This is a genomic window from Pseudomonas sp. W2I6 (assembly GCF_030815935.1).
Lineage (GTDB): Bacteria > Pseudomonadota > Gammaproteobacteria > Pseudomonadales > Pseudomonadaceae > Aquipseudomonas.
Genome location: NZ_JAUSXJ010000001.1, coordinates 5,617,088 through 5,641,566, shown reverse-complemented (window position 1 = coordinate 5,641,566; position 24,479 = coordinate 5,617,088). Strand labels below are relative to the sequence as shown.

Below are 24,479 nucleotides of genomic sequence, written 5' to 3'. Positions count from 1 at the left end.
AACGTCCTGCCTTTCTATGCAATGGCCTAATGCATGGCTATCATGCGTGCCTCATTGTGAGGCGAGACCTGCATGCTGACGTTGTTGAAACTTCTAAAAGATGGTCGATTCCACTCCGGGGAGGCGCTCGGTGCTGCCTTGGGTGTCAGTCGCAGTGCTGTATGGAAGCAGCTTCAGCATCTCGAGGCGGAATTGGGTCTACCTATCCATAAAGTGCGCGGCAGGGGGTATCAGTTGGCTGCGCCCCTGATACTGTTAAGTGCCGATGAAATAGCTCGGCATGTACCTGTTCCTGCATGGCCTGTTCATATCTCTGACTCCATTGACTCTACCAATGCCGAGGCATTGCGGCTGATTGAATCGGGTCGCACTGCGCCATTTCTTGTGCTTTCAGAACAGCAAACTGCAGGCAGGGGAAGGCGCGGACGAAAGTGGGTCAGTCCTTTCGCTCAAAACGTCTACTACAGCCTTGTGATGCGGATCGAAGGCGGCATGCGTCAGTTGGAAGGGCTAAGCCTGGTGGTCGGACTTGCAGTTATGCAGGCGCTGCGCGACGCGGGTGTTCGTGGTGCAGGGTTGAAGTGGCCAAATGACGTTTTGGTCGGGCAGAAAAAGATCGCCGGAATTCTCCTGGAACTGGTCGGGGATCCCGCTGACGTCTGTCACGTCGTTATTGGTATCGGCATCAACGTGAACATGCAGAAGGCGGATGAGGTCGATCAGCAATGGAGCTCCGTACAGTTGGAGAGCGGCAGTGCTGTTGATCGCAACTACCTGGTAGCGCGTCTTGGAGTGCAGCTGCAGGCTTATCTTGAGCGTCACCAGGCATCTGGCTTTTCGGCAATCCAGGGTGAGTGGGAGCAAAGCCATTTATGGCAGGGCCGGCCTGTATCGCTCATCGCGGGCGTGAACCGGATTGACGGCGTGGTGCTGGGGGTCGATGGGCAAGGTGCATTGCGGTTGAGCGTGGATGGTGTTGAGAAAGTATATAGCGGTGGTGAGCTAAGCCTGAGGTTGCGTGATGATTCTTGAGCTCGACTGTGGGAATAGCTTTATCAAATGGCGGGTACTTGAGTCGGATAAGGCTCGTATCTTTGCCGAAGGTGTCGTTGGGTCGGATGCCTCGCTGATCGACAGCCTGTTCGCGCTCACGGGGCTTGCGTTAAAAGACTGCCGGCTGGTGAGTGTTCGCGCTTCGGATGAGACGAGTCAACTGGTCGCTACCCTGGTCGAGGCATTTGGCGTCAAGGTGCTGTGTGCTGCTTCGGCGCGGCAGATGGGTGGGGTGCGGAACGGGTACGAAGATTTCGAGCGCCTGGGACTGGATCGTTGGCTCGCGATGCTGGGTGGGTTTCAGCTGGCGTCGGGCGCGTGCCTGGTGCTCGATTTTGGCACCGCCGCAACAGCAGACTTCATTTCCGCAGACGGTGAGCATCTCGGCGGTTTCATTTGTCCGGGGATGCCGCTGATGCGTAATCAGCTTCGAACACATACCCGCAAAATACGCTATGACGATATCGCCGCTGAACGGGCTCTTGAGGCGCTGTCTCCAGGGCGCACAACTGTGGAGGCTGTAGAGCGCGGCTGTACGCTGATGCTGAGGGGCTTTGTGTTGACCCAGCTGGAGTTGGCTCGAAGCTATTGGGGGAGCGATTTTACCGTCTTCCTTACCGGTGGGGACGCTGAGCTCGTGGCTGACGCTGTGCCTCACGGTAGGCTTGTCCCTGATCTGGTTTTTGTTGGCTTGGCGATGGCGTGCCCTTTGTCCTGAGGTTTTTATGCGTTGGCTGTTTCTGCTTTTGCTGGTCCTCAATGTCTTCTATTACATCTGGCATCAGCAGGAGGCCCCTCTGCGCGCTAAAGATGTCACGCCTTTGGCTCTCTATCGTGGTTCTCAGCAAGATATCCGCCTGTTGAGCGAATCGGCTGATGCGATGGTTCGGCGAGACAGGGCAAAAGCGCCTGATGCGCAGGCGACGTGCTTGTATATCGGCGGTTTGCCTGATCAGAAAGAGGCTCAATCCGTTGAGCAGCGCCTAACGAGCCTGGATATCAAGGTCAGGCTGCAGTCTCTGAACCTGCCTGATGCGTCGGGATATTGGCTGCGAGTGGCCCCTGAAAGCAGGCGTCTGGCCGATGATCTGCCCTTTGAAAACCTTGTTAATGAATTCAATGAGTTAAAACATAAAATAATGCCGTGCGAAGGCATTGCAACCTTCGAATAGTTTGCATAGAATGGCGCCCGCTTCGCAGTGAAGACCTTCTAGGTCGACAGGGTGAAGCGAAGGTCAACGCAGCTAACCTCATATTTTTTAATGAGAAAATGCTTGACAGAAGGCTGGCATGATGTAGAATGCCGGCTCGCTTAGGAGGGGTTCCCGAGCGGCCAAAGGGATCAGACTGTAAATCTGACGTCTACGACTTCGAAGGTTCGAATCCTTCCCCCTCCACCATTTTAGCGTGAGCTGCAAGCTCCGCGGGTATAGTTTAGTGGTAGAACCTCAGCCTTCCAAGCTGATGATGCGGGTTCGATTCCCGCTACCCGCTCCAAGTTTGCAGGTTGTGCAAGTTGTTTCGCTCTTGTAGCTCAGTTGGTAGAGCACACCCTTGGTAAGGGTGAGGTCAGCGGTTCAAATCCGCTCAAGAGCTCCATATAACAAGGCAGATATGAAAATATCTGCCTTTGTTTTAACAGCTACCTCCGGTTGAATATGCCCTCTCTCGCTGTTTTGTTTGGGTGGGTTTCAGGTCTGCAGGGGTTTGTTGTTGTAAAGTCTTTTTCAGATCGGCATAATTGTCGGCCTGATTTTGTTTTAGGTCAGTAGCTCAATTGGCAGAGCGACGGTCTCCAAAACCGTAGGTTGGGGGTTCGATTCCCTCCTGACCTGCCAGATTCACTTGGTGTGTCTGGCTTTCTTTTCACAGGATCTTCATAGATGACTCCTAAGGCTGAAGCTCAAGGCTCTCGCTTCGATCTGCTCAAGTGGCTTGTAGTAGTCGCTGTTGTGGTTGTAGGCGTTGTTGGCAACCAGTACTACTCTGGGTCGCCAATCCTGTACCGTGTCCTCGCATTGCTCGCCCTTGCTGCTGTTGCTGCCTTTGTTGGCCTGCAGACTGCAAAAGGCAAGTCGTTTGCGGTCCTGGTGAAGGAAGCTCGTACCGAGATCCGTAAAGTCGTTTGGCCGACTCGCCAAGAAACCACGCAGACCACGTTGATCGTGGTAGCTGTTGTTCTGGTTATGGCGTTGCTGTTGTGGGGGCTTGATTCCCTGCTCGGCTGGCTTGTTTCCTTGATTGTTGGCTAAGGGTGTCCCGTGGCTAAGCGTTGGTACGTTGTGCATGCTTACTCGGGTTACGAGAAGCATGTCATGCGCTCTTTGCTAGAGCGCGTAAAGCTGGCAGGCATGGAAGATGGCTTCGGCGAAATTCTGGTTCCCACTGAAGAAGTGGTTGAAATGCGTAATGGCCAGAAACGCAAAAGCGAACGTAAGTTCTTCCCTGGCTACGTGCTGGTTCAAATGGACATGAATGAGGGTACTTGGCACTTGGTCAAGGACACTCCTCGCGTCATGGGTTTCATCGGCGGTACCGCTGATAAGCCTGCTCCGATCACTGACAAAGAAGCAGAAGCAATTCTGCGTCGCGTTGCTGATGGTAGCGACAAGCCCAAGCCGAAGACGTTGTTCGAGCCGGGTGAGGTTGTTCGTGTCACAGATGGTCCGTTCGCTGATTTTAACGGCACCGTCGAAGAAGTTAACTACGAAAAGAGCCGGATCCAAGTGGCAGTGCTCATTTTCGGTCGCTCTACTCCGGTAGAGCTAGAGTTCAGCCAGGTCGAAAAAGTCTAGCTGAGCAAGCATCCCAACCCCGCAGCCTTAGGCTGTGGGGTTTTGTCGTCACTGGGATAAACGCGCAAGTAACCGGGGAGCCTTTCGAGGCGTTCGAACCCGTAATTGGAGTGCCTCATGGCCAAGAAGATTACCGCTTACATCAAGCTGCAAGTGAAGGCCGCTCAGGCCAACCCAAGCCCACCTGTTGGTCCAGCTCTGGGTCAGCACGGCGTGAACATCATGGAATTCTGCAAGGCCTTCAACGCCCGTACTCAGGGTATTGAGCCAGGTCTGCCGACTCCAGTGATCATCACTGTATACAGCGACCGTAGCTTCACCTTCGAAACCAAGTCGACCCCGGCTTCGGTTCTGTTGAAGAAAGCTGCTGGTCTGACTAGCGGTTCCGCTCGTCCTAACACCGTTAAGGTTGGCACCGTGACCCGTGCTCAGCTGGAAGAAATCGCGAAAACCAAAAACGCGGATCTGACTGCAGCTGATATGGATGCAGCCGTGCGTACCATCGCCGGTTCTGCTCGTAGCATGGGCCTTAACGTGGAGGGTGTGTAATGGCTAAGCTGACCAAGCGCCAAAAGGCTATCGCCGGCAAAATCGAAGCGGGCAAGTCCTACAATTTTGTAGACGCTGCTGCTCTGCTGACCGAGCTGTCGACTGTCAAGTTCAGCGAGTCTGTTGACGTTGCTGTAAACCTGGGCGTTGACCCACGTAAATCCGACCAGGTCGTTCGTAGCGCTACTGTGCTGCCACACGGTACTGGCAAGACCGTACGTGTAGCTGTCTTCACCCAAGGCCCAGCAGCTGAAGCTGCTCTGGCCGCCGGCGCCGATCGCGTTGGCATGGACGACCTGGCTGCCGAAATGAAAGGCGGCGACCTGAACTATGACGTCGTAATTGCTTCCCCGGATGCAATGCGCGTTGTAGGTCAGCTGGGTCAGATCCTCGGTCCACGTGGCCTGATGCCTAACCCTAAAGTCGGCACCGTGACTCCAGACGTAGCTACCGCGGTTAAAAACGCCAAAGCTGGTCAGGTTCGTTATCGCACCGACAAAAACGGCATCATTCACACCTCCGTTGGCAAAGTCGGCTTTGATGCCGTCAAGCTGAAGGAAAACGTTGAAGCCCTGATCGCTGATCTGAAGCGTATCAAGCCAGCTTCCTCGAAAGGTATCTACGTCAAGCGCGTTACCCTGAGCACCACTATGGGCCCAGGTCTGGTCATCGACCAAGGCTCGCTGGACGTATAAGACACAAATTGGCGCAAGTAATTGCGCCAATTGAAAGATTGGGGTCCCTGCCTGGCGGGGGCTATCCAAGACCGTAGGCGACGCAAGTCTTAAACCACAAGCCTACGCAGATGGTGCTCCCGGTTCCTTACCGAATCAGACACCAAAACGACATCCGGCCCAGGCCAGATGAAACGGTAACAAGCAGGAGTTAAACCCGTGGCAATTAATCTCGAAGACAAGAAGGCCATCGTCGCTGAAGTCAACGAGGCTGCCAAAGCTGCTCTGTCCGCTGTCGTGGCTGATGCCCGTGGTGTGACAGTAAGCGCTATGACCGGACTCCGTAAAGAGGCTCGTGAAGCTGGCGTATACGTACGTGTTGTACGTAACACCCTGCTCAAGCGCGCTGTTGCTGACACTGAATACAGTGTCCTCAACGACGTGTTCACTGGCCCGACCCTGATTGCGTTCTCCAAGGAACATCCTGGCGCTGCTGCCCGTTTGTTCAAGGAATTCGCCAAGGGTCAGGATAAGTTCGAGATCAAGGCAGCTGCGTTCGAGGGCAAGTTCCTCGCAGCTAACCAAATCGACGTACTGGCAACACTGCCGACCCGTAACGAAGCTATTTCTCAGCTGATGAGCGTGATTCAAGGCGCTACCAGCAAGTTGGCTCGTACTCTGGCCGCAGTTCGCGAGCAAAAAGAAGCTGCCGCAGCCTAAGGCTGAGCATCTCCTCTCGCGTATTTTTGTTTATTTCGATGGCCGCGTAGGCCGTCCCCCAATTCAGGAATTACAGCAATGTCTATCTCCCAAGACGATATCCTCAACGCCGTAGCTGAAATGTCGGTTCTGCAGGTTGTTGAGCTGATCAAAGCTTTCGAAGAAAAATTCGGTGTTTCCGCTGCCGCTGCTTCGGCTGGCCCAGCTGTTGCCGCTGTTGCTGCTGAAGAGCAAACCGAATTCAACGTCATGCTGCTGGAAGCTGGCGAGAAGAAAGTAAACGTGATCAAGGCAGTACGTGAACTGACCGGTCTGGGCCTGAAAGAAGCCAAGGCAGTAGTTGACGGCGCCCCTGCCCAGGTTCTGGAAGCAGTGTCGAAAGACGCAGCTGACAAAGCTAAAGCAGTGCTGGAAGAAGCAGGCGCTAAAGTCGAGCTGAAGTAAGCATCGACCTTGCGTCTCCAGCCCAAGCGTTAAGCTGAAGGCTGATGGCTGGTGGCTCTTGCCACCGGCCTTTTTCCGTTATTGGCAATCGACTCGGTCGTCGCCTATAACGCGCTGTAACCACCCGATGCGGTGGCGCAAACCATGGGGTTTGCAAGATTTTCTGGCTGCTCCCGTCGGGAGGGGCCAAACAAGCAGGTGACCAAGCTGGGGAACGCTGATGGCTTACTCATATACTGAGAAAAAACGTATCCGCAAGGACTTTAGCAAGTTGCCGGACGTCATGGATGTCCCGTACCTTCTGGCTATCCAGCTGGATTCGTATCGTGAATTCTTGCAGGCGGGAGCGACCAAAGATCAGTTCCGCGACGTGGGCCTGCATGCGGCCTTCAAATCCGTTTTCCCGATCATCAGCTACTCCGGCAATGCTGCGCTGGAGTACGTCGGTTATCGCCTGGGCGAACCGGCATTTGATGTCAAAGAATGCGTGTTGCGCGGTGTTACGTACGCCGTACCTTTGCGGGTAAAAGTCCGTCTGATCATCTTCGACAAAGAGTCGTCGAACAAAGCGATCAAGGACATCAAAGAGCAAGAAGTCTACATGGGTGAAATCCCCCTGATGACTGAGAACGGTACCTTCGTTATCAACGGTACCGAGCGCGTTATCGTTTCCCAGCTGCACCGTTCCCCGGGCGTGTTCTTTGACCACGACCGCGGCAAGACGCACAGCTCCGGCAAGCTCCTGTACTCCGCGCGGATCATTCCGTACCGCGGTTCGTGGTTGGACTTCGAGTTCGACCCGAAAGACTGCGTGTTCGTGCGTATCGACCGTCGTCGCAAGCTGCCGGCCTCGGTACTGCTGCGCGCGCTCGGCTATACCACTGAGCAAGTGCTGGACGCTTTCTACACCACTAACGTATTCCACCTGAGCGGCGAAACCCTCAGCCTGGAACTGGTGCCTCAGCGCCTGCGTGGTGAGATTGCCGTTCTGGACATCCAGGACGACAAAGGCAAGGTCATCGTTGAAGCCGGCCGCCGTATTACCGCGCGCCACATCAACCAGATCGAAAAAGCCGGTATCAAGACGCTGGAAGTGCCTCTGGACTACGTCCTGGGTCGCACCACCGCCAAGGTCATCGTGCACCCGGCCACCGGCGAAATCCTGGCTGAATGCAACACCGAGCTGAACACCGAGATCCTGGCGAAAATCGCCAAGTCCCAGGTTGTTCGCATCGAGACCCTGTACACCAATGACATCGACTGCGGCCCGTTCGTCTCCGACACCCTGAAGATCGACTCCACCAGCAACCAATTGGAAGCGCTGGTCGAGATCTATCGCATGATGCGTCCTGGCGAGCCACCAACCAAAGACGCTGCCGAGACCCTGTTCAACAACCTGTTCTTCAGCCCTGAGCGCTATGACCTGTCTGCGGTCGGCCGGATGAAGTTCAACCGTCGTATCGGTCGTACCGAGATCGAAGGTTCGGGCGTGCTGTGCAAGGAAGACATCGTCGCGGTACTGAAGACCCTGGTCGACATCCGTAACGGCAAAGGCATCGTCGATGACATCGACCACCTGGGTAACCGTCGTGTTCGCTGCGTAGGCGAAATGGCCGAGAACCAGTTCCGCGTTGGCCTGGTACGTGTTGAGCGTGCGGTCAAAGAGCGTCTGTCGATGGCCGAAAGCGAAGGCCTGATGCCGCAAGACCTGATCAACGCCAAGCCAGTGGCTGCGGCGGTGAAAGAGTTCTTCGGTTCCAGCCAGCTCTCGCAGTTCATGGACCAGAACAACCCGCTCTCCGAGATCACCCACAAGCGCCGTGTTTCCGCACTGGGCCCGGGCGGTCTGACTCGTGAGCGTGCAGGCTTTGAAGTCCGTGACGTACACCCGACTCACTACGGTCGTGTATGCCCGATTGAAACGCCGGAAGGTCCGAACATCGGCCTGATCAACTCCCTGGCTGCCTATGCGCGCACCAACCAGTACGGCTTCCTCGAGAGCCCGTACCGCGTGGTGAAAGACGCACTGGTCACCGACGAGATCGTGTTCCTGTCCGCCATCGAAGAAGCTGATCACGTGATCGCTCAGGCTTCGGCCACGATGAACGACAAGAAAATGCTGATCGACGAGCTGGTAGCTGTTCGTCACTTGAACGAGTTCACCGTCAAGGCGCCGGAAGACGTCACCTTGATGGACGTATCGCCGAAGCAGGTAGTTTCGGTTGCAGCGTCGCTGATCCCGTTCCTGGAACACGATGACGCCAACCGTGCGTTGATGGGTTCCAACATGCAGCGTCAAGCTGTACCGACCCTGCGCGCTGACAAGCCGCTGGTAGGTACCGGCATGGAGCGTAACGTAGCCCGTGACTCCGGCGTTTGCGTCGTGGCTCGTCGTGGCGGCGTGATCGACTCCGTTGATGCCAGCCGTATCGTGGTTCGTGTTGCCGATGACGAAGTTGAAACTGGCGAAGCCGGTGTCGACATCTACAACCTGACCAAATACACCCGCTCCAACCAGAACACCTGCATCAACCAGCGTCCGCTGGTCAGCAAGGGTGATCGGGTTCAGCGCAGCGACATCATGGCAGACGGTCCGTCCACCGATATGGGTGAGCTGGCACTGGGTCAGAACATGCGCATCGCGTTCATGGCCTGGAACGGTTACAACTTCGAAGACTCCATCTGCCTGTCCGAGCGTGTGGTTCAGGAAGATCGCTTCACCACGATCCACATTCAGGAACTGACCTGTGTGGCGCGTGACACCAAGCTTGGGCCAGAGGAAATCACTGCAGACATCCCGAACGTGGGTGAAGCTGCACTGAACAAGCTGGACGAAGCCGGTATCGTTTACGTAGGTGCTGAAGTTGGCGCAGGCGACATTCTGGTAGGTAAGGTCACTCCGAAAGGCGAGACCCAACTGACTCCGGAAGAGAAGCTGTTGCGTGCCATCTTCGGTGAAAAAGCCAGCGACGTTAAAGACACTTCCCTGCGTGTACCTACCGGTACCAAGGGCACTGTCATCGACGTACAGGTCTTCACCCGTGACGGCGTTGAGCGTGATGCTCGTGCGCTGTCCATCGAGAAGACCCAACTCGACGAGATCCGCAAGGATCTGAACGAAGAGTTCCGTATCGTTGAAGGCGCGACCTTCGAACGTCTGCGTTCCGCCCTGGTAGGCCACAAGGCTGAAGGCGGCGCAGGTCTGAAGAAAGGTCAGGACATCACCGACGAAGTACTCGACGGTCTTGAGCACGGGCAGTGGTTCAAACTGCGCATGGCTGAAGATGCTCTGAACGAGCAGCTCGAGAAGGCCCAGGCCTACATCGTCGATCGTCGCCGTCTGCTGGACGACAAGTTCGAAGACAAGAAGCGCAAACTGCAGCAGGGCGATGACCTGGCTCCAGGCGTGCTGAAAATCGTCAAGGTTTACCTGGCAATCCGTCGCCGCATCCAGCCGGGCGACAAGATGGCCGGTCGTCACGGTAACAAAGGTGTGGTCTCCGTGATCATGCCGGTTGAAGACATGCCGCACGATGCCAATGGCACCCCGGTAGACGTCGTCCTCAACCCGTTGGGCGTACCTTCGCGTATGAACGTTGGTCAGATCCTTGAAACCCACCTGGGCCTCGCGGCCAAAGGTCTGGGCGAGAAGATCAACCGTATGATCGAAGAGCAGCGCAAGGTCGCAGACCTGCGTAAGTTCCTGCACGAGATCTACAACGAGATCGGCGGTCGCAACGAAGAACTGGACACCTTCTCCGACCAGGAAATCCTGGATCTGGCGAAGAACCTGCGCGGCGGCGTTCCAATGGCTACCCCGGTGTTCGACGGTGCCAAGGAAAGCGAAATCAAGGCCATGCTGAAACTGGCAGACCTGCCAGAAAGCGGCCAGATGCAGCTGTTCGACGGCCGTACCGGCAACAAGTTTGAGCGCCCGGTTACTGTTGGCTACATGTACATGCTGAAGCTGAACCACTTGGTAGACGACAAGATGCACGCTCGTTCTACCGGTTCGTACAGCCTGGTTACCCAGCAGCCGCTGGGTGGTAAGGCTCAGTTCGGTGGTCAGCGTTTCGGGGAGATGGAGGTCTGGGCACTGGAAGCATACGGTGCTGCTTACACTCTGCAAGAAATGCTCACAGTGAAGTCGGACGATGTGAACGGTCGGACCAAGATGTACAAAAACATCGTGGACGGCGATCACCGTATGGAGCCGGGCATGCCCGAGTCTTTCAACGTGTTGATCAAAGAAATTCGTTCCCTCGGCATCGATATCGATCTGGAAACCGAATAACACGTGACGCGAATCGAGAGCGGGGCTGTTTAGCCCGCTCTCTGCTCCGCCAGGAGGAAAGGCCTTGAAAGACCTACTGAATTTGCTGAAAAACCAGGGTCAAGTCGAAGAGTTCGACGCCATCCGTATTGGGTTGGCATCGCCTGAGATGATCCGTTCGTGGTCGTTCGGTGAAGTTAAAAAGCCGGAAACCATCAACTACCGTACGTTCAAACCAGAGCGTGACGGCCTGTTCTGCGCCAAGATCTTTGGCCCGGTAAAGGATTACGAGTGCCTGTGCGGTAAGTACAAGCGCTTGAAGCACCGTGGTGTGATCTGCGAGAAGTGCGGCGTTGAAGTTGCACTGGCCAAGGTTCGTCGTGAGCGCATGGCGCACATCGAGCTGGCTTCGCCGGTTGCCCACATCTGGTTCCTGAAATCACTGCCGTCCCGTATCGGCTTGCTGATGGACATGACCCTGCGTGATATCGAACGCGTTCTCTACTTCGAGAGCTATGTCGTTATCGATCCAGGCATGACCACCCTTGAAAAGGGTCAGCTGCTGAACGACGAGCAGTACTTCGAAGCGCTGGAAGAATTCGGCGACGATTTCGATGCCCGCATGGGTGCCGAAGCTGTCCGCGAACTGCTGCACGCTATCGACCTGGAACACGAGATTGGCCGTCTGCGTGAAGAAATTCCGCAAACCAACTCCGAAACCAAGATCAAGAAACTGTCCAAGCGTCTGAAGTTGATGGAAGCCTTCCAGGGTTCCGGCAACTTGCCAGAGTGGATGGTGCTGACCGTTCTGCCGGTTCTGCCGCCAGACCTGCGTCCGCTGGTACCGTTGGATGGTGGTCGCTTCGCGACTTCCGACCTCAACGACCTGTACCGTCGCGTGATCAACCGTAACAACCGCTTGAAGCGTCTGCTCGACCTGTCCGCTCCGGACATCATCGTGCGCAACGAAAAGCGTATGTTGCAGGAAGCTGTCGATGCCCTGCTCGACAACGGTCGTCGTGGCCGCGCTATCACCGGTTCGAACAAGCGTCCTCTGAAATCCCTGGCTGACATGATCAAGGGTAAGCAGGGTCGTTTCCGTCAGAACTTGCTCGGTAAGCGTGTTGACTACTCCGGTCGTTCGGTAATTACCGTAGGCCCGACCCTGCGTCTGCACCAGTGCGGTCTGCCGAAGAAGATGGCTCTCGAGCTGTTCAAGCCGTTCATTTTCGGCAAGCTGGAAATGCGTGGTCTCGCGACCACCATCAAAGCTGCCAAGAAAATGGTCGAGCGCGAGCTGCCAGAGGTTTGGGACGTTCTCGCTGAAGTGATCCGTGAACACCCGGTTCTCCTCAACCGTGCACCGACCCTTCACCGTCTGGGTATCCAGGCGTTTGAACCAGTACTGATCGAAGGTAAGGCTATCCAGCTGCACCCGCTGGTCTGTGCTGCGTACAACGCCGACTTCGACGGCGACCAAATGGCCGTGCACGTACCGCTGACGCTGGAAGCCCAGCTGGAAGCGCGTGCGTTGATGATGTCGACCAACAACATTCTGTCGCCAGCCAACGGTGAGCCAATCATCGTTCCGTCGCAGGACGTTGTATTGGGTCTGTACTACATGACTCGTGAAGCGATCAACGCCAAGGGCGAAGGTCGTGTGTTCGCGGATCTGCAGGAAGTTGACCGTGTGTTCCGTGCCGGCGAAGCCGCACTGCACGCCAAGGTTAAAGTCCGCATCCACGAAACCATCAACGATCGTGACGGTGGCAGCGTCAAGAACACCCGTATCGTCGACACCACTGTCGGCCGTGCGCTGTTGTTCCAGGTTGTTCCACCTGGCCTGTCGTACGACGTGGTCAACCAGCCAATGAAGAAAAAGGCGATCTCCAAGCTGATCAACCAGTGCTACCGCGTGGTTGGTTTGAAAGAGACCGTTATCTTCGCTGACCAGTTGATGTACACCGGTTTTGCTTATTCGACCATTTCCGGCGTTTCCATCGGTGTTAACGACTTCGTTATCCCGGACGAGAAAGCCGCCATCATCGGTGCTGCCACAGATGAAGTGAAAGAGATCGAAAGCCAGTACGCCTCCGGCCTGGTAACCCAGGGCGAGAAGTACAACAAAGTGATCGACCTTTGGTCCAAGGCCAACGACGAAGTGTCGAAGGCGATGATGTCGAACCTCTCGAAAGAGCGTGTTATCGACCGTCATGGCGTGGAAGTCGATCAAGAGTCGTTCAACTCGATGTACATGATGGCCGACTCGGGCGCACGGGGTTCTGCTGCGCAGATCCGTCAGCTCGCCGGTATGCGTGGCCTGATGGCCAAGCCGGACGGTTCCATCATCGAAACGCCGATTACTGCGAACTTCCGTGAAGGTTTGAGCGTACTTCAGTACTTCATCTCGACTCACGGTGCTCGTAAAGGTCTGGCGGATACCGCGTTGAAAACCGCTAACTCCGGTTACCTGACTCGTCGTCTGGTAGACGTTGCGCAAGACTTGGTTGTGACTGAAGTTGACTGCGGCACCGAACACGGTCTGCTGATGACTCCGCACATCGAAGGCGGCGACGTTGTAGAACCGTTGGGTGAGCGCGTACTGGGTCGAGTAATCGCCCGTGACGTATTCAAGCCAGGTACCGAGGAAGTCATCGTTCCTGCCGGCACCCTGGTAGACGAGAAGTGGGTCGAGTTCATCGAACTCAACAGCATCGACGAAGTGATTGTTCGCTCGCCGATCAGCTGCGAAACCCGCTACGGCATTTGCGCCAAGTGCTACGGCCGTGACTTGGCTCGTGGTCACCAGGTGAACATCGGTGAAGCGGTCGGCGTTATCGCTGCCCAGTCCATCGGTGAGCCGGGTACCCAGCTGACCATGCGTACGTTCCACATCGGTGGTGCGGCAAGCCGGACCTCCGCAGCCGACAGCGTTCAGGTGAAGAATGGCGGTACCGTCCGTCTGCACAACCTGAAGCACGTTGAGCGAGTGGATGGCCACCTGGTTGCTGTGTCCCGTTCCGGTGAGCTGGCAATCGCTGATGACTACGGTCGTGAGCGCGAGCGTTACAAGCTGCCGTACGGTGCTGTGATTTCGGTTAAAGAAGGTGACAAGGTCGACGCTGGCGCAATCGTGGCCAAGTGGGATCCACACACTCACCCAATCGTTACCGAAATGAAAGGTACCGTGACCTACGTGGGCATGGAAGAAGGCATCACGATCAAGCGTCAGACTGACGAATTGACCGGTATGACCAACATTGAAGTACTCGACGCCAAAGACCGTCCAGCTGCAGGCAAAGATATCCGTCCTGCCGTGAAGATGGTTGATGACAACGGCAAGGATCTGTTGCTGCCAGGCACTGACGTTATCGCTCAGTACTTCCTGCCAGCCAACGCCCTGGTCGGTGTTGCGGATGGTGCGAAGATCGCGATCGGTGATGTTATCGCTCGTATCCCGCAAGAAACTTCGAAGACCCGTGACATCACCGGTGGTCTGCCGCGTGTTGCCGACTTGTTCGAAGCTCGTCGTCCGAAAGAAGCGTCGATTCTGGCTGAAGTCAGCGGCACCATCGCGTTCGGTAAAGAGACCAAGGGCAAGCGCCGCCTGGTTATCACCCCGAACGACGGTAGCGATCCGTACGAAGAGCTGATTCCGAAGTGGCGTCACCTGAACGTCTTCGAAGGCGAACAGGTAAACCGCGGCGAAGTTATCTCCGACGGCCCGAGCGATCCACACGACATCCTGCGTCTGCTGGGTGTGAGTGCGCTGGCCAAGTACATCGTTAACGAGATCCAGGACGTTTACCGTCTGCAAGGCGTGAAGATCAACGATAAGCACATCGAGACCATCCTGCGTCAGATGCTGCGTAAAGTTGAAATCGCTGAATCCGGCGATTCGAGTTTCATCAAGGGCGACCAGATGGAACTGACTCACGTACTGGTAGAGAACGAGCGCCTGGCGAACGACGAGAAATTCGTTTCCAAGTTCACTCGTGTGTTGCTGGGTATCACCAAGGCGTCGTTGTCCACTGAGTCGTTCATCTCGGCGGCCTCCTTCCAGGAGACCACCCGCGTACTGACCGAAGCAGCGGTAACCGGCAAGCGCGATTACCTGCGCGGCCTGAAAGAAAACGTGGTTGTGGGTCGTCTGATCCCGGCCGGTACCGGTTTGGCCTACCACAGCGAGCGTAAGCGTCGCCGTGAACTCGACAAGCCGTTGCGCGTAAGCGCCAGTGAAGTGGAAGCTGCACTGACCGAAGCGCTGAACTCAAGCGGTAACTGAGTTCTGCGGTAAATAAGACCGGGCCCTGGCAGCCCCGTTCGTCGGATCGAGACAGATTTGTCCCGGTTCGATGGAAGGGGAGGTCGGGGCCTTGCCTTGACTGGGGACAAGATCCTCTTTAGACTCTTGTACCCCTAAATTTGGCGGGAATTCGTTCCTGCCATTTTGCTTTTCTTGCAAGACAATAGCGTCGCAAGACAACAGTGGAGCTAGTAGATGGCAACTATCAACCAGCTGGTACGTCAGCCGCGTAAGCGTATCGTCGAGAAATCCGACGTGCCTGCGCTGCAGAACTGCCCGCAACGTCGTGGCGTATGCACTCGCGTGTATACCACTACGCCGAAAAAACCTAACTCGGCACTGCGTAAAGTATGCCGTGTGCGCCTGACCAACGGTTTCGAGGTTTCCTCGTACATCGGCGGTGAAGGTCACAACCTGCAAGAGCACAGCGTGGTACTGATCCGCGGCGGTCGTGTAAAAGACTTGCCAGGTGTTCGTTACCACACCGTACGCGGCTCCTTGGATACTTCCGGCGTTAAAGGTCGTAACCAGGGTCGTTCGAAGTACGGTACCAAGAAGCCTAAGTAGTAGCGGCTTTTTGTAAAACTGAATCATCTTATTTTCTGAGTCGATAAGAGTAAGGTCGGAGGCGTCCCGAAAGGGCACCGATTCCGAGCGAACCTGAAGACCGTTTGAGGGCTTATCCATGCCAAGAAGACGCGTAGCAGCCAAGCGCGAAGTGCTTGACGATCCAAAATACGGAAGCCAAATCCTGGCCAAGTTCATGAACCACGTAATGGAAAGCGGCAAGAAAGCCGTTGCCGAGCGTATCGTTTATGGCGCGCTGGAAAAGGTTAAAGAACGCAAGAACAGCGACCCCCTGGAAATCTTCGAGAAAGCTCTCGACGCCATCGCTCCGCTGGTCGAAGTGAAGTCGCGCCGTGTAGGCGGTGCTACTTACCAGGTTCCGGTTGAAGTTCGCCCGTCCCGTCGTAACGCTTTGGCAATGCGCTGGTTGGTAGACTTCGCCCGTAAGCGCGGCGAGAAGTCTATGGCCCTGCGTTTGGCTGGCGAACTGTTGGACGCTGCTGAAGGTAAAGGTGCTGCTGTTAAGAAGCGTGAAGACGTGCACCGTATGGCTGAAGCCAACAAAGCTTTCTCGCACTACCGCTTCTAATTCTAGCTTCACTAATTTTGCGAGGGCTTTATGGCTCGTACTACTCCGATTAGCCGCTACCGTAACATCGGTATCGTTGCTCACGTGGATGCTGGTAAAACCACCACCACCGAGCGCGTACTGTTTTACACCGGCAAAAGTCACAAAATGGGCGAGGTGCATGACGGCGCCGCGACCACAGACTGGATGGTTCAGGAGCAGGAGCGTGGTATTACCATTACTTCTGCTGCTATTACCGCCTTCTGGAAAGGTTCCGAGAAGCAGTACAAGGACGAGCACCGCTTCAACGTAATCGATACCCCGGGCCACGTAGACTTCACCATTGAAGTTGAGCGTTCCCTGCGTGTACTCGACGGCGCTGTCGTTGTGTTCTGCGGTACTTCGGGTGTTGAGCCTCAGTCGGAAACCGTATGGCGTCAGGCCAACAAGTACGGCGTTCCACGTCTTGTTTACGTAAACAAGATGGACCGTGCCGGTGCCAACTTCCTGCGCGTGATCGGTCAGATCAAACAGCGTCTGGGCCACACTCCGGTGCCAATCCAGTTGGCTATCGGTTCCGAAGACAACTTCCAGGGTCAGATCGATCTGATCAACATGGAAGCTGTTTACTGGAATGACGCTGACAAAGGCATGGTTCCTGTTCGTAAGCCTATCCCTGCAGAACTGCAGGAGCTGGCTGACGAGTGGCGTAACAACATGGTTGAGGCTGCTGCCGAAGCCAGCGAAGAGCTGATGAACAAGTACCTCGAAGGTGAAGAACTCACCAACGTGGAAATCAAGGCCGCTCTGCGTCAGCGTACTATCGCTGGTGAGATCGTTCTGGCTGTTTGCGGTTCTTCCTTCAAGAACAAGGGTGTTCCCCTGGTTCTCGACGCCGTTATCGACTACCTGCCTGCTCCAACCGACATTCCTGCTATCAAGGGTACCAACCCTGATAACGAGGAAGAAGAGATGGAGCGTCACGCCGATGACAGCGAGCCGTTCTCGGCTCTGGCGTTCAAGATCGCTACTGACCCATTCGTGGGTACTTTGACCTTCGTCCGCGTTTACTCGGGCGTGTTGGCCTCCGGCGACGGCGTGATCAACTCGGTTAAAGGCAAGAAAGAGCGTGTGGGTCGTATGGTGCAAATGCACGCAAACGCCCGTGAAGAGATCAAGGAAGTACGCGCTGGTGACATCGCGGCCCTGATCGGCATGAAGGACGTCACCACTGGTGAGACCTTGTGCGACGCTGCCAAGCCAATCATCCTGGTTCGCATGGACTTCCCGGAGCCGGTTATTTCGGTTGCCGTTGAGCCTAAGACCAAGGATGACCAGGAAAAAATGGGTATCGCTCTGGGCAAGCTTGCTCAGGAAGATCCATCTTTCCGCGTCAAGACTGATGAAGAGACTGGTCAAACGATCATCTCCGGCATGGGCGAGCTTCACCTGGACATCCTGGTTGACCGGATGCGCCGTGAGTTCAACGTCGAAGCCAACATCGGTAAGCCTCAGGTTTCCTATCGTGAGCGCATCACGAAGAACTGCGAAATCGAAGGCAAATTCGTTCGTCAGTCCGGCGGTCGTGGCCAGTTCGGCCATTGCTGGATCCGTTTTGCTCCTGCTGATGAAGGTCAGGAAGGTCTGCAATTCGTGAACGAAGTAGTGGGCGGTGTTGTTCCTAAGGAATACATCCCGGCTATCCAGAAGGGTATCGAAGAGCAGATGAAGAACGGTGTTGTTGCCGGCTATCCGCTCATCGGCCTGAAGGCGACCGTTTTTGACGGTTCTTACCACGACGTCGACTCCAACGAGATGGCGTTTAAGGTGGCTGCTTCCATGGCTACCAAGCAACTGGCCCAGAAGGGCGGTGGTGAGTTGCTTGAGCCAATCATGGCAGTAGAAGTCGTTACGCCTGAAGACTACATGGGTGACGTGATGGGCGACCTTAACCGTCGTCGCGGCATGATCTTGGGTATGGAAGATACGGTTTCCGGCAAAGTGATTCGTGCCGAGGTTCCGTTGGGCGAGATGTTCGGTTATGCGACCGACGTTCGTTCCATGTCTCAGGGTCGCGCAAGCTACTCTATGGAATTCAAAAAATACAACACAGCTCCGGCGCACATCGCTGAAACTGTATCCAAAAAACAAGGCTGATTCAGTCCTTTAGGCAAGGAGTTAATTGTCGTGGCTAAAGAAAAATTTGATCGTTCCCTACCGCACGTAAACGTTGGCACTATCGGCCACGTTGACCACGGTAAAACCACTCTGACCGCTGCTCTGACTCGCGTCTGCTCCGAAGTTTTCGGTTCGGCTCGTGTTGACTTCGACAAGATCGACAGCGCACCAGAAGAAAAAGCTCGTGGTATCACCATCAACACCGCGCACGTTGAATACAACTCGCTGATCCGTCACTACGCTCACGTTGACTGCCCAGGTCACGCTGACTATGTGAAGAACATGATCACCGGTGCTGCCCAGATGGACGGCGCGATCCTGGTTTGCTCGGCCGCTGATGGTCCGATGCCACAAACCCGTGAGCACATCCTGCTGTCCCGTCAGGTAGGCGTTCCGTACATCGTGGTTTTCCTGAACAAGGCTGACCTGGTAGACGACGCTGAGCTGCTGGAACTGGTTGAGATGGAAGTGCGCGATCTGCTGAGCACTTACGACTTCCCAGGCGACGACACTCCGATCATCATCGGTTCTGCTCGTATGGCTCTGGACGGTCTTGACGACAACGAAATGGGCACCACTGCCGTTCGTAAACTGGTTGAGACTCTGGACAGCTACATCCCAGATCCAGTTCGTGTTATCGACAAGCCGTTCCTGATGCCAATCGAAGACGTATTCTCGATCTCCGGTCGTGGTACTGTTGTGACTGGTCGTATTGAGCGCGGTATCGTTAAGGTTCAAGATCCACTGGAAATCGTTGGTCTGCGTGACACTACCGTCACCACCTGCACCGGTGTTGAAATGTTCCGTAAACTGCTCGACGAAGGTCGTGCAGGCGAGAACTGCGGCGTTCTGCTGCGTGGTACCAAGCGTGACGACGTTGAGCGTGGCCAGGTTCTGGTCAAGCCAGGTTCGGTTAAGCCGCACACTACCTTCGAAGCTGAAGTGTACGTGTTGAGCAAAGAAGAAGGCGGTCGTCACACTCCGTTCTTCAAAGGCTACCGTCCACAGTTCTACTTCCGGACCACTGACGTGACCGGTAACTGCGAACTGCCGGAAGGCGTTGAAATGGTAATGCCAGGCGACAACATCAAAATGGTTGTCACCCTGATCAAAACCATCGCAATGGAAGATGGTCTGCGTTTCGCTATCCGTGAAGGCGGTCGTACCGTCGGCGCTGGCGTCGTAGCCAAAATCATCGCTTAATAAGTGATGACTTGAAAAAGCCCCCGCTCAGCGGGGGCTTTTTTATTGAGTTGACACCCATATGGGGCGTCTATAGAATTGCGCCTCCTTTTAACGGGCGTGTTGCGCTCGCTGGGAATAGCAGCCGGAGTCTGAAATCCAATGGCAAATCAGCAAATTCGTATCAGGTTGAAGGCTTTTGACCACAAACTGATCGACCAATCCACCCAGGAAATCGTGGAAACCGCGAAACGTACTGGTGCTCAAGTGCGTGGTCCAATTCCACTGCCTACCCGTAAAGAGCGGTTCACCGTTCTGGTCTCCCCGCACGTCAACAAAGACGCGCGTGACCAGTACGAGATCCGTACTCATAAGCGCGTGCTGGACATCGTCCTGCCAACGGATAAAACCGTTGATGCACTTATGAAGCTTGATCTGGCGGCCGGTGTGGAAGTACAGATCAGCCTCGGCTAAGACTTGGGTCTTAGTCGTGTAACGCTCTGAAATGGGCGGCCATAGCGGGTGAAAGCCCCGTACACTCATGAGGTTTACAACATGACTATTGGTGTAGTCGGTCGTAAATGCGGTATGACCCGTATTTTCACCGAAGAAGGTGTCTCCATTCCGGTCACGGTCATTGAGATCGAACCGAATCGCGTCACCCAGTTTAAAACTGAAGAAACCGATGGCTATCGTGCAGTGCAAGTCACTGTCGGCGAGCGTCGTGCTTCGCGTGTGACTGCTGCTCAAGCAGGTCACTTCGCTAAAGCAAACGTTGCAGCTGGTCGTACTGTCATGGAGTTCCGTCTTGAAGACGGCGACTACCAGGCTGGCGATCTGATCAACGCTGAAATCTTCGCCGCTGGTCAACTGGTTGATGTAACCGGTCAGTCCAAGGGTAAAGGCTTCCAGGGTACGATCAAGCGTTGGAATTTCCGTGGCCAAGACAACACTCACGGTAACTCCGTTTCCCACCGCGTCCCGGGCTCTATTGGCCAGTGCCAGACTCCTGGTCGTGTATTCAAGGGCAAAAAAATGTCCGGTCATATGGGCGCTGAGCGCGTGACCGTGCAGTCCCTCGAAGTAGTGCGCGTCGACGCTGAACGCAATCTGTTGTTGGTCAAGGGTGCTGTTCCTGGCGCTACTGGCGGCAACCTGGTTGTACGTCCAGCGGCCAAGGCTCGCGGTTAAGGGGAAGCTGACATGCAATTAAACGTAAATGACGCTCAAGCGATCGAAGTTTCCGAACTGACATTTGGCGGCGAATTCAACGAGACGCTGGTTCACCAAGCAGTCGTGGCCTACATGGCCGGCGGCCGTCAAGGTAGCAAGCAGCAAAAGACCCGTTCCGACGTTCGTGGTGGCGGTAAGCGCCCATGGCGTCAGAAAGGTACTGGCCGCGCTCGTGCCGGTACTATCCGTAGCCCAATCTGGCGTGGCGGCGGTACCACTTTCGCAGCACGTCCACAGGATCACACCCAGAAGCTCAACAAGAAGATGTATCGCGCAGCACTGCGCTCCATCCTTGCTGAACTCGTGCGTACTGATCGTCTGGTCGTGGTTCAGGACTTCGCTGTTGAAGCGCCGAAAACCAAAGATCTGCTGAACAAGCTGAACGGCATGGGCCTGACTGACGTCCTGATCGTGTCTGAAGCTGTTGATCAGAACCTGTACCTGGCTGCTCGCAACCTGCCACACGTTGATGTACGTGACGTGCAAGGTTCCGATCCAGTTAGTCTGATCGCATACGACAAGGTGTTGATCACCGTGTCGGCCGTGAAGAAATTCGAGGAGCTGCTGGGATGAACCAGGAACGCGTATTTAAAGTTCTGCTTGGCCCGCACGTTTCCGAAAAGGCTACGGTTCTGGCTGACGAGAAAGGCCAGTTCGTTTTCAAGGTTGCAACTGACGCAACCAAGCTGGAAATCAAGAAGGCCGTCGAAAGCCTGTTCAGCGTGAAAGTAGAGCGTGTTACTACCCTGAATGTTCTGGGTAAGAGCAAGCGCACTGCTCGCGGTCTGGGCAAGCGTAATGACTGGAAGAAGGCAGTTATCTCCCTTCAGCCAGGCCAAGATCTCGATTTCAGCAGCAGTGCTGAGTAAGGAAGGGGTGCATCATGGCAATCGTTAAATGCAAACCGACTTCCCCTGGCCGCCGTTTTGTGGTCAAGGTGGTCAACCAGGAGCTGCATAAAGGCGCTCCTCACGCACCGCTGCTCGAGAAGAAATCGAAGACTGGTGGTCGTAACAACAATGGTCGTATTACCACTCGTCACATCGGTGGTGGCCATAAGCAGCATTATCGTCTGGTCGACTTCCGTCGCAACGACAAAGATGGCATCGCTGCCACTGTCGAGCGTATCGAATACGATCCAAACCGTACTGCTCACATCGCTCTGCTGCTGTACGCAGATGGCGAGCGTCGCTACATCATCGCCCCTAAAGGCGTGAGTGCTGGTGACCAGCTGATCGCAGGTGCTTTGGCACCGATCAAGCCGGGCAACGCTCTGCAACTGCGCAACATTCCAGTTGGTAGCACCGTACACGGCATCGAATTGAAGCCGGGTAAAGGCGCGCAAATCGCTCGTTCCGCTGGTGCTTCGGCTCAGCTGATCGCTCGTGAAGGTGTCTACGTGACCCTGCGTCTGCGCTCTGGTGAAATGCGTAAAGTATTGGCTGAATGCCGTGCGACCCTGGGCGAAGTCTCGAACTCCGAGCACAGCCTGCGTTCGCTGGGTAAAGCTGGTGCCAAACGCTGGCGTGGCGTTCGCCCAACCGTTCGTGGTGTTGCCATGAACCCGGTTGACCACCCACACGGTGGTGGTGAAGGTCGTACCTCTGGTGGTCGTCATCCGGTATCGCCATGGGGCTTCCCGACTAAGGGCGCGAAGACTCGTGGTAATAAGCGTACCGACAAAATGATCGTCCGTCGTCGCAAGTAAATAGAGGGATACGACAGTGCCACGTTCTCTGAAAAAAGGTCCTTTTATTGATCTTCACCTACTGAAGAAGATCGAAGTGGCGGCGGAAAAGAACGATCGCAAACCGGTGAAAACCTGGTCGCGTCGTTCGATGATCCTGCCACAAATGGTCGGTCTGACCATTGCAGTGCATAACGGTCGTCAACATGTTCCAGTTCTCGTGAACGAAGACATGGTCGGCCACAAACTAGGCGAGTTTGCCGGTACCCGCACATATCGTGGGCACGTGGCAGACAAGAAAGCCAAGCGTTAAGGGGTAAGGAACGATGGAAGTAGCCGCTAAGTTGTCGGGCGCTCGAATCTCCGCCCAGAAAGCCCGCTTGGTCGCCGACCAGATCCGCGGGAAGAAGGTGGGCGAAGCGCTCAACCTGTTGGCTTTCAGCAGTAAGAAAGCCGCCGAGATCATCAAGAAAGTGCTGGAGTCGGCCGTAGCCAACGCCGAGCACAACGAAGGCGCAGACGTTGATGACCTGAAGGTCAGCACCGTTTTCGTCAACGAAGGGCGTTCGCTGAAGCGCATCATGCCTCGTGCCAAAGGCCGAGCTGATCGCATCGTCAAGCGGTCTTGCCATATCACTGTCAAGGTTGCTGACAAGTAACGGAGTCGAAGAGATGGGTCAGAAAGTACATCCCATTGGCATTCGCCTGGGAATCGTCAAGGAGCACACCTCCGTCTGGTACGCAGACGGTCGGACTTATGCGGACTACTTGTTCGCTGATCTGAAGGTGCGTGAGTATCTCCAAGACAAACTAAAAAGCGCGTCCGTGAGCCGTATCGATATCCATCGTCCTGCTCAAACTGCACGTATCACCATCCACACCGCTCGTCCAGGTATCGTTATCGGGAAGAAAGGTGAAGATGTTGAGAAACTGCGTCAGGACCTGACCAAGCAAATGGGTGTGCCTGTGCACATCAATATCGAAGAGATCCGCAAGCCGGAGCTCGACGGTATGCTGGTTGCGCAGAGCGTAGCTCAGCAGCTGGAGCGTCGCGTAATGTTCCGTCGCGCTATGAAGCGCGCAGTACAGAACGCCATGCGCATTGGTGCCAAAGGCATCAAAATCCAAGTGAGCGGTCGTCTCGGCGGTGCTGAAATCGCACGTACTGAATGGTATCGCGAAGGTCGTGTGCCACTGCACACCCTGCGTGCCGACATCGACTATGCCAACTACGAAGCTCACACCACCTACGGTGTGATCGGTGTAAAGGTTTGGATCTTCAAAGGCGAAGTAATTGGTGGTCGCCAAGAAGAACTGAAACCACAAGCACCAGCGCCTCGTAAAAAAGCTGCTAAGTAAGGGGTACGCCAAATGTTGCAACCAAAGCGTACGAAGTTCCGCAAGCAGATGACAGGCCACAACCGTGGTCTGGCTCAGCGCGGTAGCAAAGTCAGCTTCGGCGAATATGCGCTGAAGTCTGTAGCTCGTGGTCGTCTCACCGCTCGTCAGATCGAGTCAGCGCGTCGTGCACTGACCCGTCACGTTAAACGTGGCGGCAAGATCTGGATCCGTGTATTCCCGGACAAGCCTATCTCCAAAAAGCCCCTCGAAGTTCGGATGGGTAAAGGTAAGGGTAACGTGGAATATTGGGTTGCCCAGATTCAGCCAGGCAAAGTCCTGTATGAAATCGAGGGTGTTACTGAAGAGCTGGCGCGTGAGGCTTTCGCCCTGGCTGCTGCAAAGCTGCCGCTCGCCACCTCCTTTGTTAAACGGACGGTGATGTGATGAAAGCGAATGAACTTCGTGAAAAATCCGCACAGCAGCTGAACGAGCAACTGCTCGGCCTGCTGCGCGACCAGTTCAATCTGCGTATGCAGAAAGCAACTGGCCAGTTGGGGCAGTCTCATCTGCTCTCGCAAGTTAAGCGTGACATTGCTCGCGTGAAGACTGTGCTCAACCAGCAGGCAGGTAAGTGATCATGGCTGAAGCCGAAAAGACTGTCCGTACGCTGACTGGCCGTGTTGTCAGCGACAAGATGGACAAAACCATCACCGTTTTGATCGAGCGTCGCGTTAAGCACCCGATCTACGGTAAATACGTTAAGCGTTCGACTAAGCTGCACGCGCACGACGAAACCAACCAGTGCCACATCGGCGACAAAGTCACTATTCGTGAAACTCGTCCGTTGGCCAAGACCAAGTCTTGGGCCCTGGTTGATGTTCTCGAACGCGCTGTGGAAGTCTAAGGACT

At 55.3% G+C, this 24,479-nt stretch carries 26 protein-coding genes and 4 tRNA genes; all 30 read left to right on the top strand.

Annotation, left to right across the window (positions count from 1 at the left end; genetic code table 11):
• Positions 1-72: 72 nt before the first annotated feature.
• The 30 genes from birA to rpsQ all read left to right on the top strand — a co-directional run bounded on the left by birA (position 73) and on the right by rpsQ (position 24,474).
• The gene (birA, locus tag QF039_RS26135; RefSeq protein ID WP_177055545.1) at positions 73-1,032 is read left to right on the top strand and encodes a bifunctional biotin--[acetyl-CoA-carboxylase] ligase/biotin operon repressor BirA; all 960 of its coding nucleotides are present in this window, start codon (positions 73-75) and stop codon (positions 1,030-1,032) included.
• Positions 1,022-1,771, top strand: coding sequence for a pantothenate kinase (locus QF039_RS26130; RefSeq protein ID WP_087692333.1), 750 nt, complete (start codon positions 1,022-1,024; stop codon positions 1,769-1,771). The genes birA and QF039_RS26130 overlap by 11 nt, the downstream gene beginning before the upstream one ends.
• Before the next feature lie 7 nt (positions 1,772-1,778).
• Positions 1,779-2,225, top strand: a complete 447-nt coding sequence (locus tag QF039_RS26125; protein ID WP_177068939.1) for a hypothetical protein — start codon at positions 1,779-1,781, stop codon at positions 2,223-2,225.
• A gap of 143 nt (positions 2,226-2,368) precedes the next feature.
• Positions 2,369-2,453: transfer RNA gene (locus tag QF039_RS26120), tRNA-Tyr, on the top strand.
• A 23-nt stretch (positions 2,454-2,476) separates the two neighbouring features.
• Positions 2,477-2,550: transfer RNA gene (locus QF039_RS26115), tRNA-Gly, on the top strand.
• Positions 2,551-2,576: 26 nt separating this feature from the next.
• Positions 2,577-2,652, top strand: a tRNA-Thr gene (locus QF039_RS26110).
• A gap of 163 nt (positions 2,653-2,815) precedes the next feature.
• A tRNA-Trp gene (locus QF039_RS26105) sits at positions 2,816-2,891 on the top strand.
• A gap of 45 nt (positions 2,892-2,936) precedes the next feature.
• Complete coding sequence (gene secE / locus QF039_RS26100) at positions 2,937-3,305, top strand: preprotein translocase subunit SecE (protein WP_003210099.1); 369 nt, start codon at positions 2,937-2,939, stop codon at positions 3,303-3,305.
• Positions 3,306-3,314: 9 nt separating this feature from the next.
• Positions 3,315-3,848: a transcription termination/antitermination protein NusG gene (nusG, locus tag QF039_RS26095; protein ID WP_003176436.1), complete on the top strand. Its 534-nt coding sequence runs from the start codon at positions 3,315-3,317 to the stop codon at positions 3,846-3,848.
• Between the two features lie 117 nt (positions 3,849-3,965).
• Positions 3,966-4,397 (top strand): 50S ribosomal protein L11, encoded by a 432-nt coding sequence (gene rplK / locus QF039_RS26090; RefSeq protein ID WP_003210097.1) that lies wholly within the window; start codon positions 3,966-3,968, stop codon positions 4,395-4,397.
• Entirely contained in the window at positions 4,397-5,092 is a 696-nt protein-coding gene (gene rplA, locus QF039_RS26085) for a 50S ribosomal protein L1 (RefSeq protein ID WP_003176434.1), read from the top strand. The genes rplK and rplA overlap by 1 nt, the downstream gene beginning before the upstream one ends.
• A 198-nt stretch (positions 5,093-5,290) precedes the next feature.
• A complete protein-coding gene (gene rplJ, locus QF039_RS26080; RefSeq protein ID WP_003210095.1) occupies positions 5,291-5,791 on the top strand; it encodes a 50S ribosomal protein L10 in 501 nt (166 codons plus the stop codon).
• Positions 5,792-5,869: 78 nt separating this feature from the next.
• On the top strand, positions 5,870-6,235 hold the full coding sequence (gene rplL / locus QF039_RS26075) for a 50S ribosomal protein L7/L12 (protein ID WP_003210093.1): 366 nt from the start codon (positions 5,870-5,872) through the stop codon (positions 6,233-6,235).
• A 220-nt stretch (positions 6,236-6,455) separates the two neighbouring features.
• Positions 6,456-10,529 (top strand): DNA-directed RNA polymerase subunit beta, encoded by a 4,074-nt coding sequence (rpoB, locus tag QF039_RS26070; RefSeq protein ID WP_008436421.1) that lies wholly within the window; start codon positions 6,456-6,458, stop codon positions 10,527-10,529.
• Positions 10,530-10,593: 64 nt separating this feature from the next.
• Positions 10,594-14,793, top strand: a complete 4,200-nt coding sequence (gene rpoC, locus QF039_RS26065; RefSeq protein ID WP_003210090.1) for a DNA-directed RNA polymerase subunit beta' — start codon at positions 10,594-10,596, stop codon at positions 14,791-14,793.
• 216 nt (positions 14,794-15,009) lie between these two features.
• On the top strand, positions 15,010-15,381 hold the full coding sequence (rpsL, locus tag QF039_RS26060; protein ID WP_002555494.1) for a 30S ribosomal protein S12: 372 nt from the start codon (positions 15,010-15,012) through the stop codon (positions 15,379-15,381).
• Positions 15,382-15,499: 118 nt separating this feature from the next.
• The gene (rpsG, locus tag QF039_RS26055) at positions 15,500-15,970 is read left to right on the top strand and encodes a 30S ribosomal protein S7 (RefSeq protein ID WP_002555493.1); all 471 of its coding nucleotides are present in this window, start codon (positions 15,500-15,502) and stop codon (positions 15,968-15,970) included.
• A 30-nt stretch (positions 15,971-16,000) separates the two neighbouring features.
• The gene (fusA, locus tag QF039_RS26050; RefSeq protein ID WP_003210087.1) at positions 16,001-18,106 is read left to right on the top strand and encodes an elongation factor G; all 2,106 of its coding nucleotides are present in this window, start codon (positions 16,001-16,003) and stop codon (positions 18,104-18,106) included.
• Between the two features lie 30 nt (positions 18,107-18,136).
• Positions 18,137-19,330, top strand: coding sequence for an elongation factor Tu (gene tuf / locus QF039_RS26045; RefSeq protein WP_003210085.1), 1,194 nt, complete (start codon positions 18,137-18,139; stop codon positions 19,328-19,330).
• Between the two features lie 141 nt (positions 19,331-19,471).
• Entirely contained in the window at positions 19,472-19,783 is a 312-nt protein-coding gene (gene rpsJ / locus QF039_RS26040; RefSeq protein WP_003210084.1) for a 30S ribosomal protein S10, read from the top strand.
• 81 nt (positions 19,784-19,864) lie between these two features.
• A complete protein-coding gene (rplC, locus tag QF039_RS26035) occupies positions 19,865-20,500 on the top strand; it encodes a 50S ribosomal protein L3 (protein ID WP_003194649.1) in 636 nt (211 codons plus the stop codon).
• Positions 20,501-20,512: 12 nt separating this feature from the next.
• Positions 20,513-21,115, top strand: coding sequence for a 50S ribosomal protein L4 (gene rplD, locus QF039_RS26030; RefSeq protein ID WP_003210082.1), 603 nt, complete (start codon positions 20,513-20,515; stop codon positions 21,113-21,115).
• Positions 21,112-21,411, top strand: coding sequence for a 50S ribosomal protein L23 (rplW, locus tag QF039_RS26025; RefSeq protein WP_307521407.1), 300 nt, complete (start codon positions 21,112-21,114; stop codon positions 21,409-21,411). The genes rplD and rplW overlap by 4 nt, the downstream gene beginning before the upstream one ends.
• Positions 21,412-21,425: 14 nt before the next feature.
• Positions 21,426-22,250, top strand: a complete 825-nt coding sequence (gene rplB / locus QF039_RS26020; protein ID WP_003210080.1) for a 50S ribosomal protein L2 — start codon at positions 21,426-21,428, stop codon at positions 22,248-22,250.
• A 16-nt stretch (positions 22,251-22,266) separates the two neighbouring features.
• Entirely contained in the window at positions 22,267-22,542 is a 276-nt protein-coding gene (gene rpsS / locus QF039_RS26015; protein ID WP_002555486.1) for a 30S ribosomal protein S19, read from the top strand.
• A 13-nt stretch (positions 22,543-22,555) separates the two neighbouring features.
• Complete coding sequence (gene rplV / locus QF039_RS26010; protein ID WP_003210077.1) at positions 22,556-22,888, top strand: 50S ribosomal protein L22; 333 nt, start codon at positions 22,556-22,558, stop codon at positions 22,886-22,888.
• 13 nt (positions 22,889-22,901) lie between these two features.
• The gene (gene rpsC, locus QF039_RS26005; RefSeq protein WP_003176422.1) at positions 22,902-23,588 is read left to right on the top strand and encodes a 30S ribosomal protein S3; all 687 of its coding nucleotides are present in this window, start codon (positions 22,902-22,904) and stop codon (positions 23,586-23,588) included.
• Positions 23,589-23,600: 12 nt separating this feature from the next.
• Positions 23,601-24,014: a 50S ribosomal protein L16 gene (gene rplP, locus QF039_RS26000; RefSeq protein WP_003210075.1), complete on the top strand. Its 414-nt coding sequence runs from the start codon at positions 23,601-23,603 to the stop codon at positions 24,012-24,014.
• Positions 24,014-24,205: a 50S ribosomal protein L29 gene (gene rpmC, locus QF039_RS25995; RefSeq protein ID WP_002555481.1), complete on the top strand. Its 192-nt coding sequence runs from the start codon at positions 24,014-24,016 to the stop codon at positions 24,203-24,205. The genes rplP and rpmC overlap by 1 nt, the downstream gene beginning before the upstream one ends.
• 2 nt (positions 24,206-24,207) lie before the next feature.
• Positions 24,208-24,474: a 30S ribosomal protein S17 gene (gene rpsQ / locus QF039_RS25990; RefSeq protein ID WP_003176419.1), complete on the top strand. Its 267-nt coding sequence runs from the start codon at positions 24,208-24,210 to the stop codon at positions 24,472-24,474.
• Positions 24,475-24,479 lie beyond the last annotated feature (5 nt).

Excerpts from the sequence above, each read along its gene's own strand:
- birA (WP_177055545.1), top strand. The coding sequence starts at position 73 with ATGCTGACGTTGTTGAAACTTCTAAAAGATGGTCGATTCCACTCCGGG.
- QF039_RS26130 (WP_087692333.1), top strand. The coding sequence starts at position 1,022 with ATGATTCTTGAGCTCGACTGTGGGAATAGCTTTATCAAATGGCGGGTA.
- QF039_RS26125 (WP_177068939.1), top strand. The coding sequence starts at position 1,779 with ATGCGTTGGCTGTTTCTGCTTTTGCTGGTCCTCAATGTCTTCTATTAC.
- secE (WP_003210099.1), top strand. The coding sequence starts at position 2,937 with ATGACTCCTAAGGCTGAAGCTCAAGGCTCTCGCTTCGATCTGCTCAAG.
- rplK (WP_003210097.1), top strand. The coding sequence starts at position 3,966 with ATGGCCAAGAAGATTACCGCTTACATCAAGCTGCAAGTGAAGGCCGCT.
- rplA (WP_003176434.1), top strand. The coding sequence starts at position 4,397 with ATGGCTAAGCTGACCAAGCGCCAAAAGGCTATCGCCGGCAAAATCGAA.
- rplL (WP_003210093.1), top strand. The coding sequence starts at position 5,870 with ATGTCTATCTCCCAAGACGATATCCTCAACGCCGTAGCTGAAATGTCG.
- rpoB (WP_008436421.1), top strand. The coding sequence starts at position 6,456 with ATGGCTTACTCATATACTGAGAAAAAACGTATCCGCAAGGACTTTAGC.
- rpsL (WP_002555494.1), top strand. The coding sequence starts at position 15,010 with ATGGCAACTATCAACCAGCTGGTACGTCAGCCGCGTAAGCGTATCGTC.
- rpsG (WP_002555493.1), top strand. The coding sequence starts at position 15,500 with ATGCCAAGAAGACGCGTAGCAGCCAAGCGCGAAGTGCTTGACGATCCA.
- fusA (WP_003210087.1), top strand. The coding sequence starts at position 16,001 with ATGGCTCGTACTACTCCGATTAGCCGCTACCGTAACATCGGTATCGTT.
- rpsJ (WP_003210084.1), top strand. The coding sequence starts at position 19,472 with ATGGCAAATCAGCAAATTCGTATCAGGTTGAAGGCTTTTGACCACAAA.
- rplC (WP_003194649.1), top strand. The coding sequence starts at position 19,865 with ATGACTATTGGTGTAGTCGGTCGTAAATGCGGTATGACCCGTATTTTC.
- rplD (WP_003210082.1), top strand. The coding sequence starts at position 20,513 with ATGCAATTAAACGTAAATGACGCTCAAGCGATCGAAGTTTCCGAACTG.
- rplW (WP_307521407.1), top strand. The coding sequence starts at position 21,112 with ATGAACCAGGAACGCGTATTTAAAGTTCTGCTTGGCCCGCACGTTTCC.
- rplB (WP_003210080.1), top strand. The coding sequence starts at position 21,426 with ATGGCAATCGTTAAATGCAAACCGACTTCCCCTGGCCGCCGTTTTGTG.
- rplV (WP_003210077.1), top strand. The coding sequence starts at position 22,556 with ATGGAAGTAGCCGCTAAGTTGTCGGGCGCTCGAATCTCCGCCCAGAAA.
- rpsC (WP_003176422.1), top strand. The coding sequence starts at position 22,902 with ATGGGTCAGAAAGTACATCCCATTGGCATTCGCCTGGGAATCGTCAAG.
- rplP (WP_003210075.1), top strand. The coding sequence starts at position 23,601 with ATGTTGCAACCAAAGCGTACGAAGTTCCGCAAGCAGATGACAGGCCAC.
- rpmC (WP_002555481.1), top strand. The coding sequence starts at position 24,014 with ATGAAAGCGAATGAACTTCGTGAAAAATCCGCACAGCAGCTGAACGAG.
- rpsQ (WP_003176419.1), top strand. The coding sequence starts at position 24,208 with ATGGCTGAAGCCGAAAAGACTGTCCGTACGCTGACTGGCCGTGTTGTC.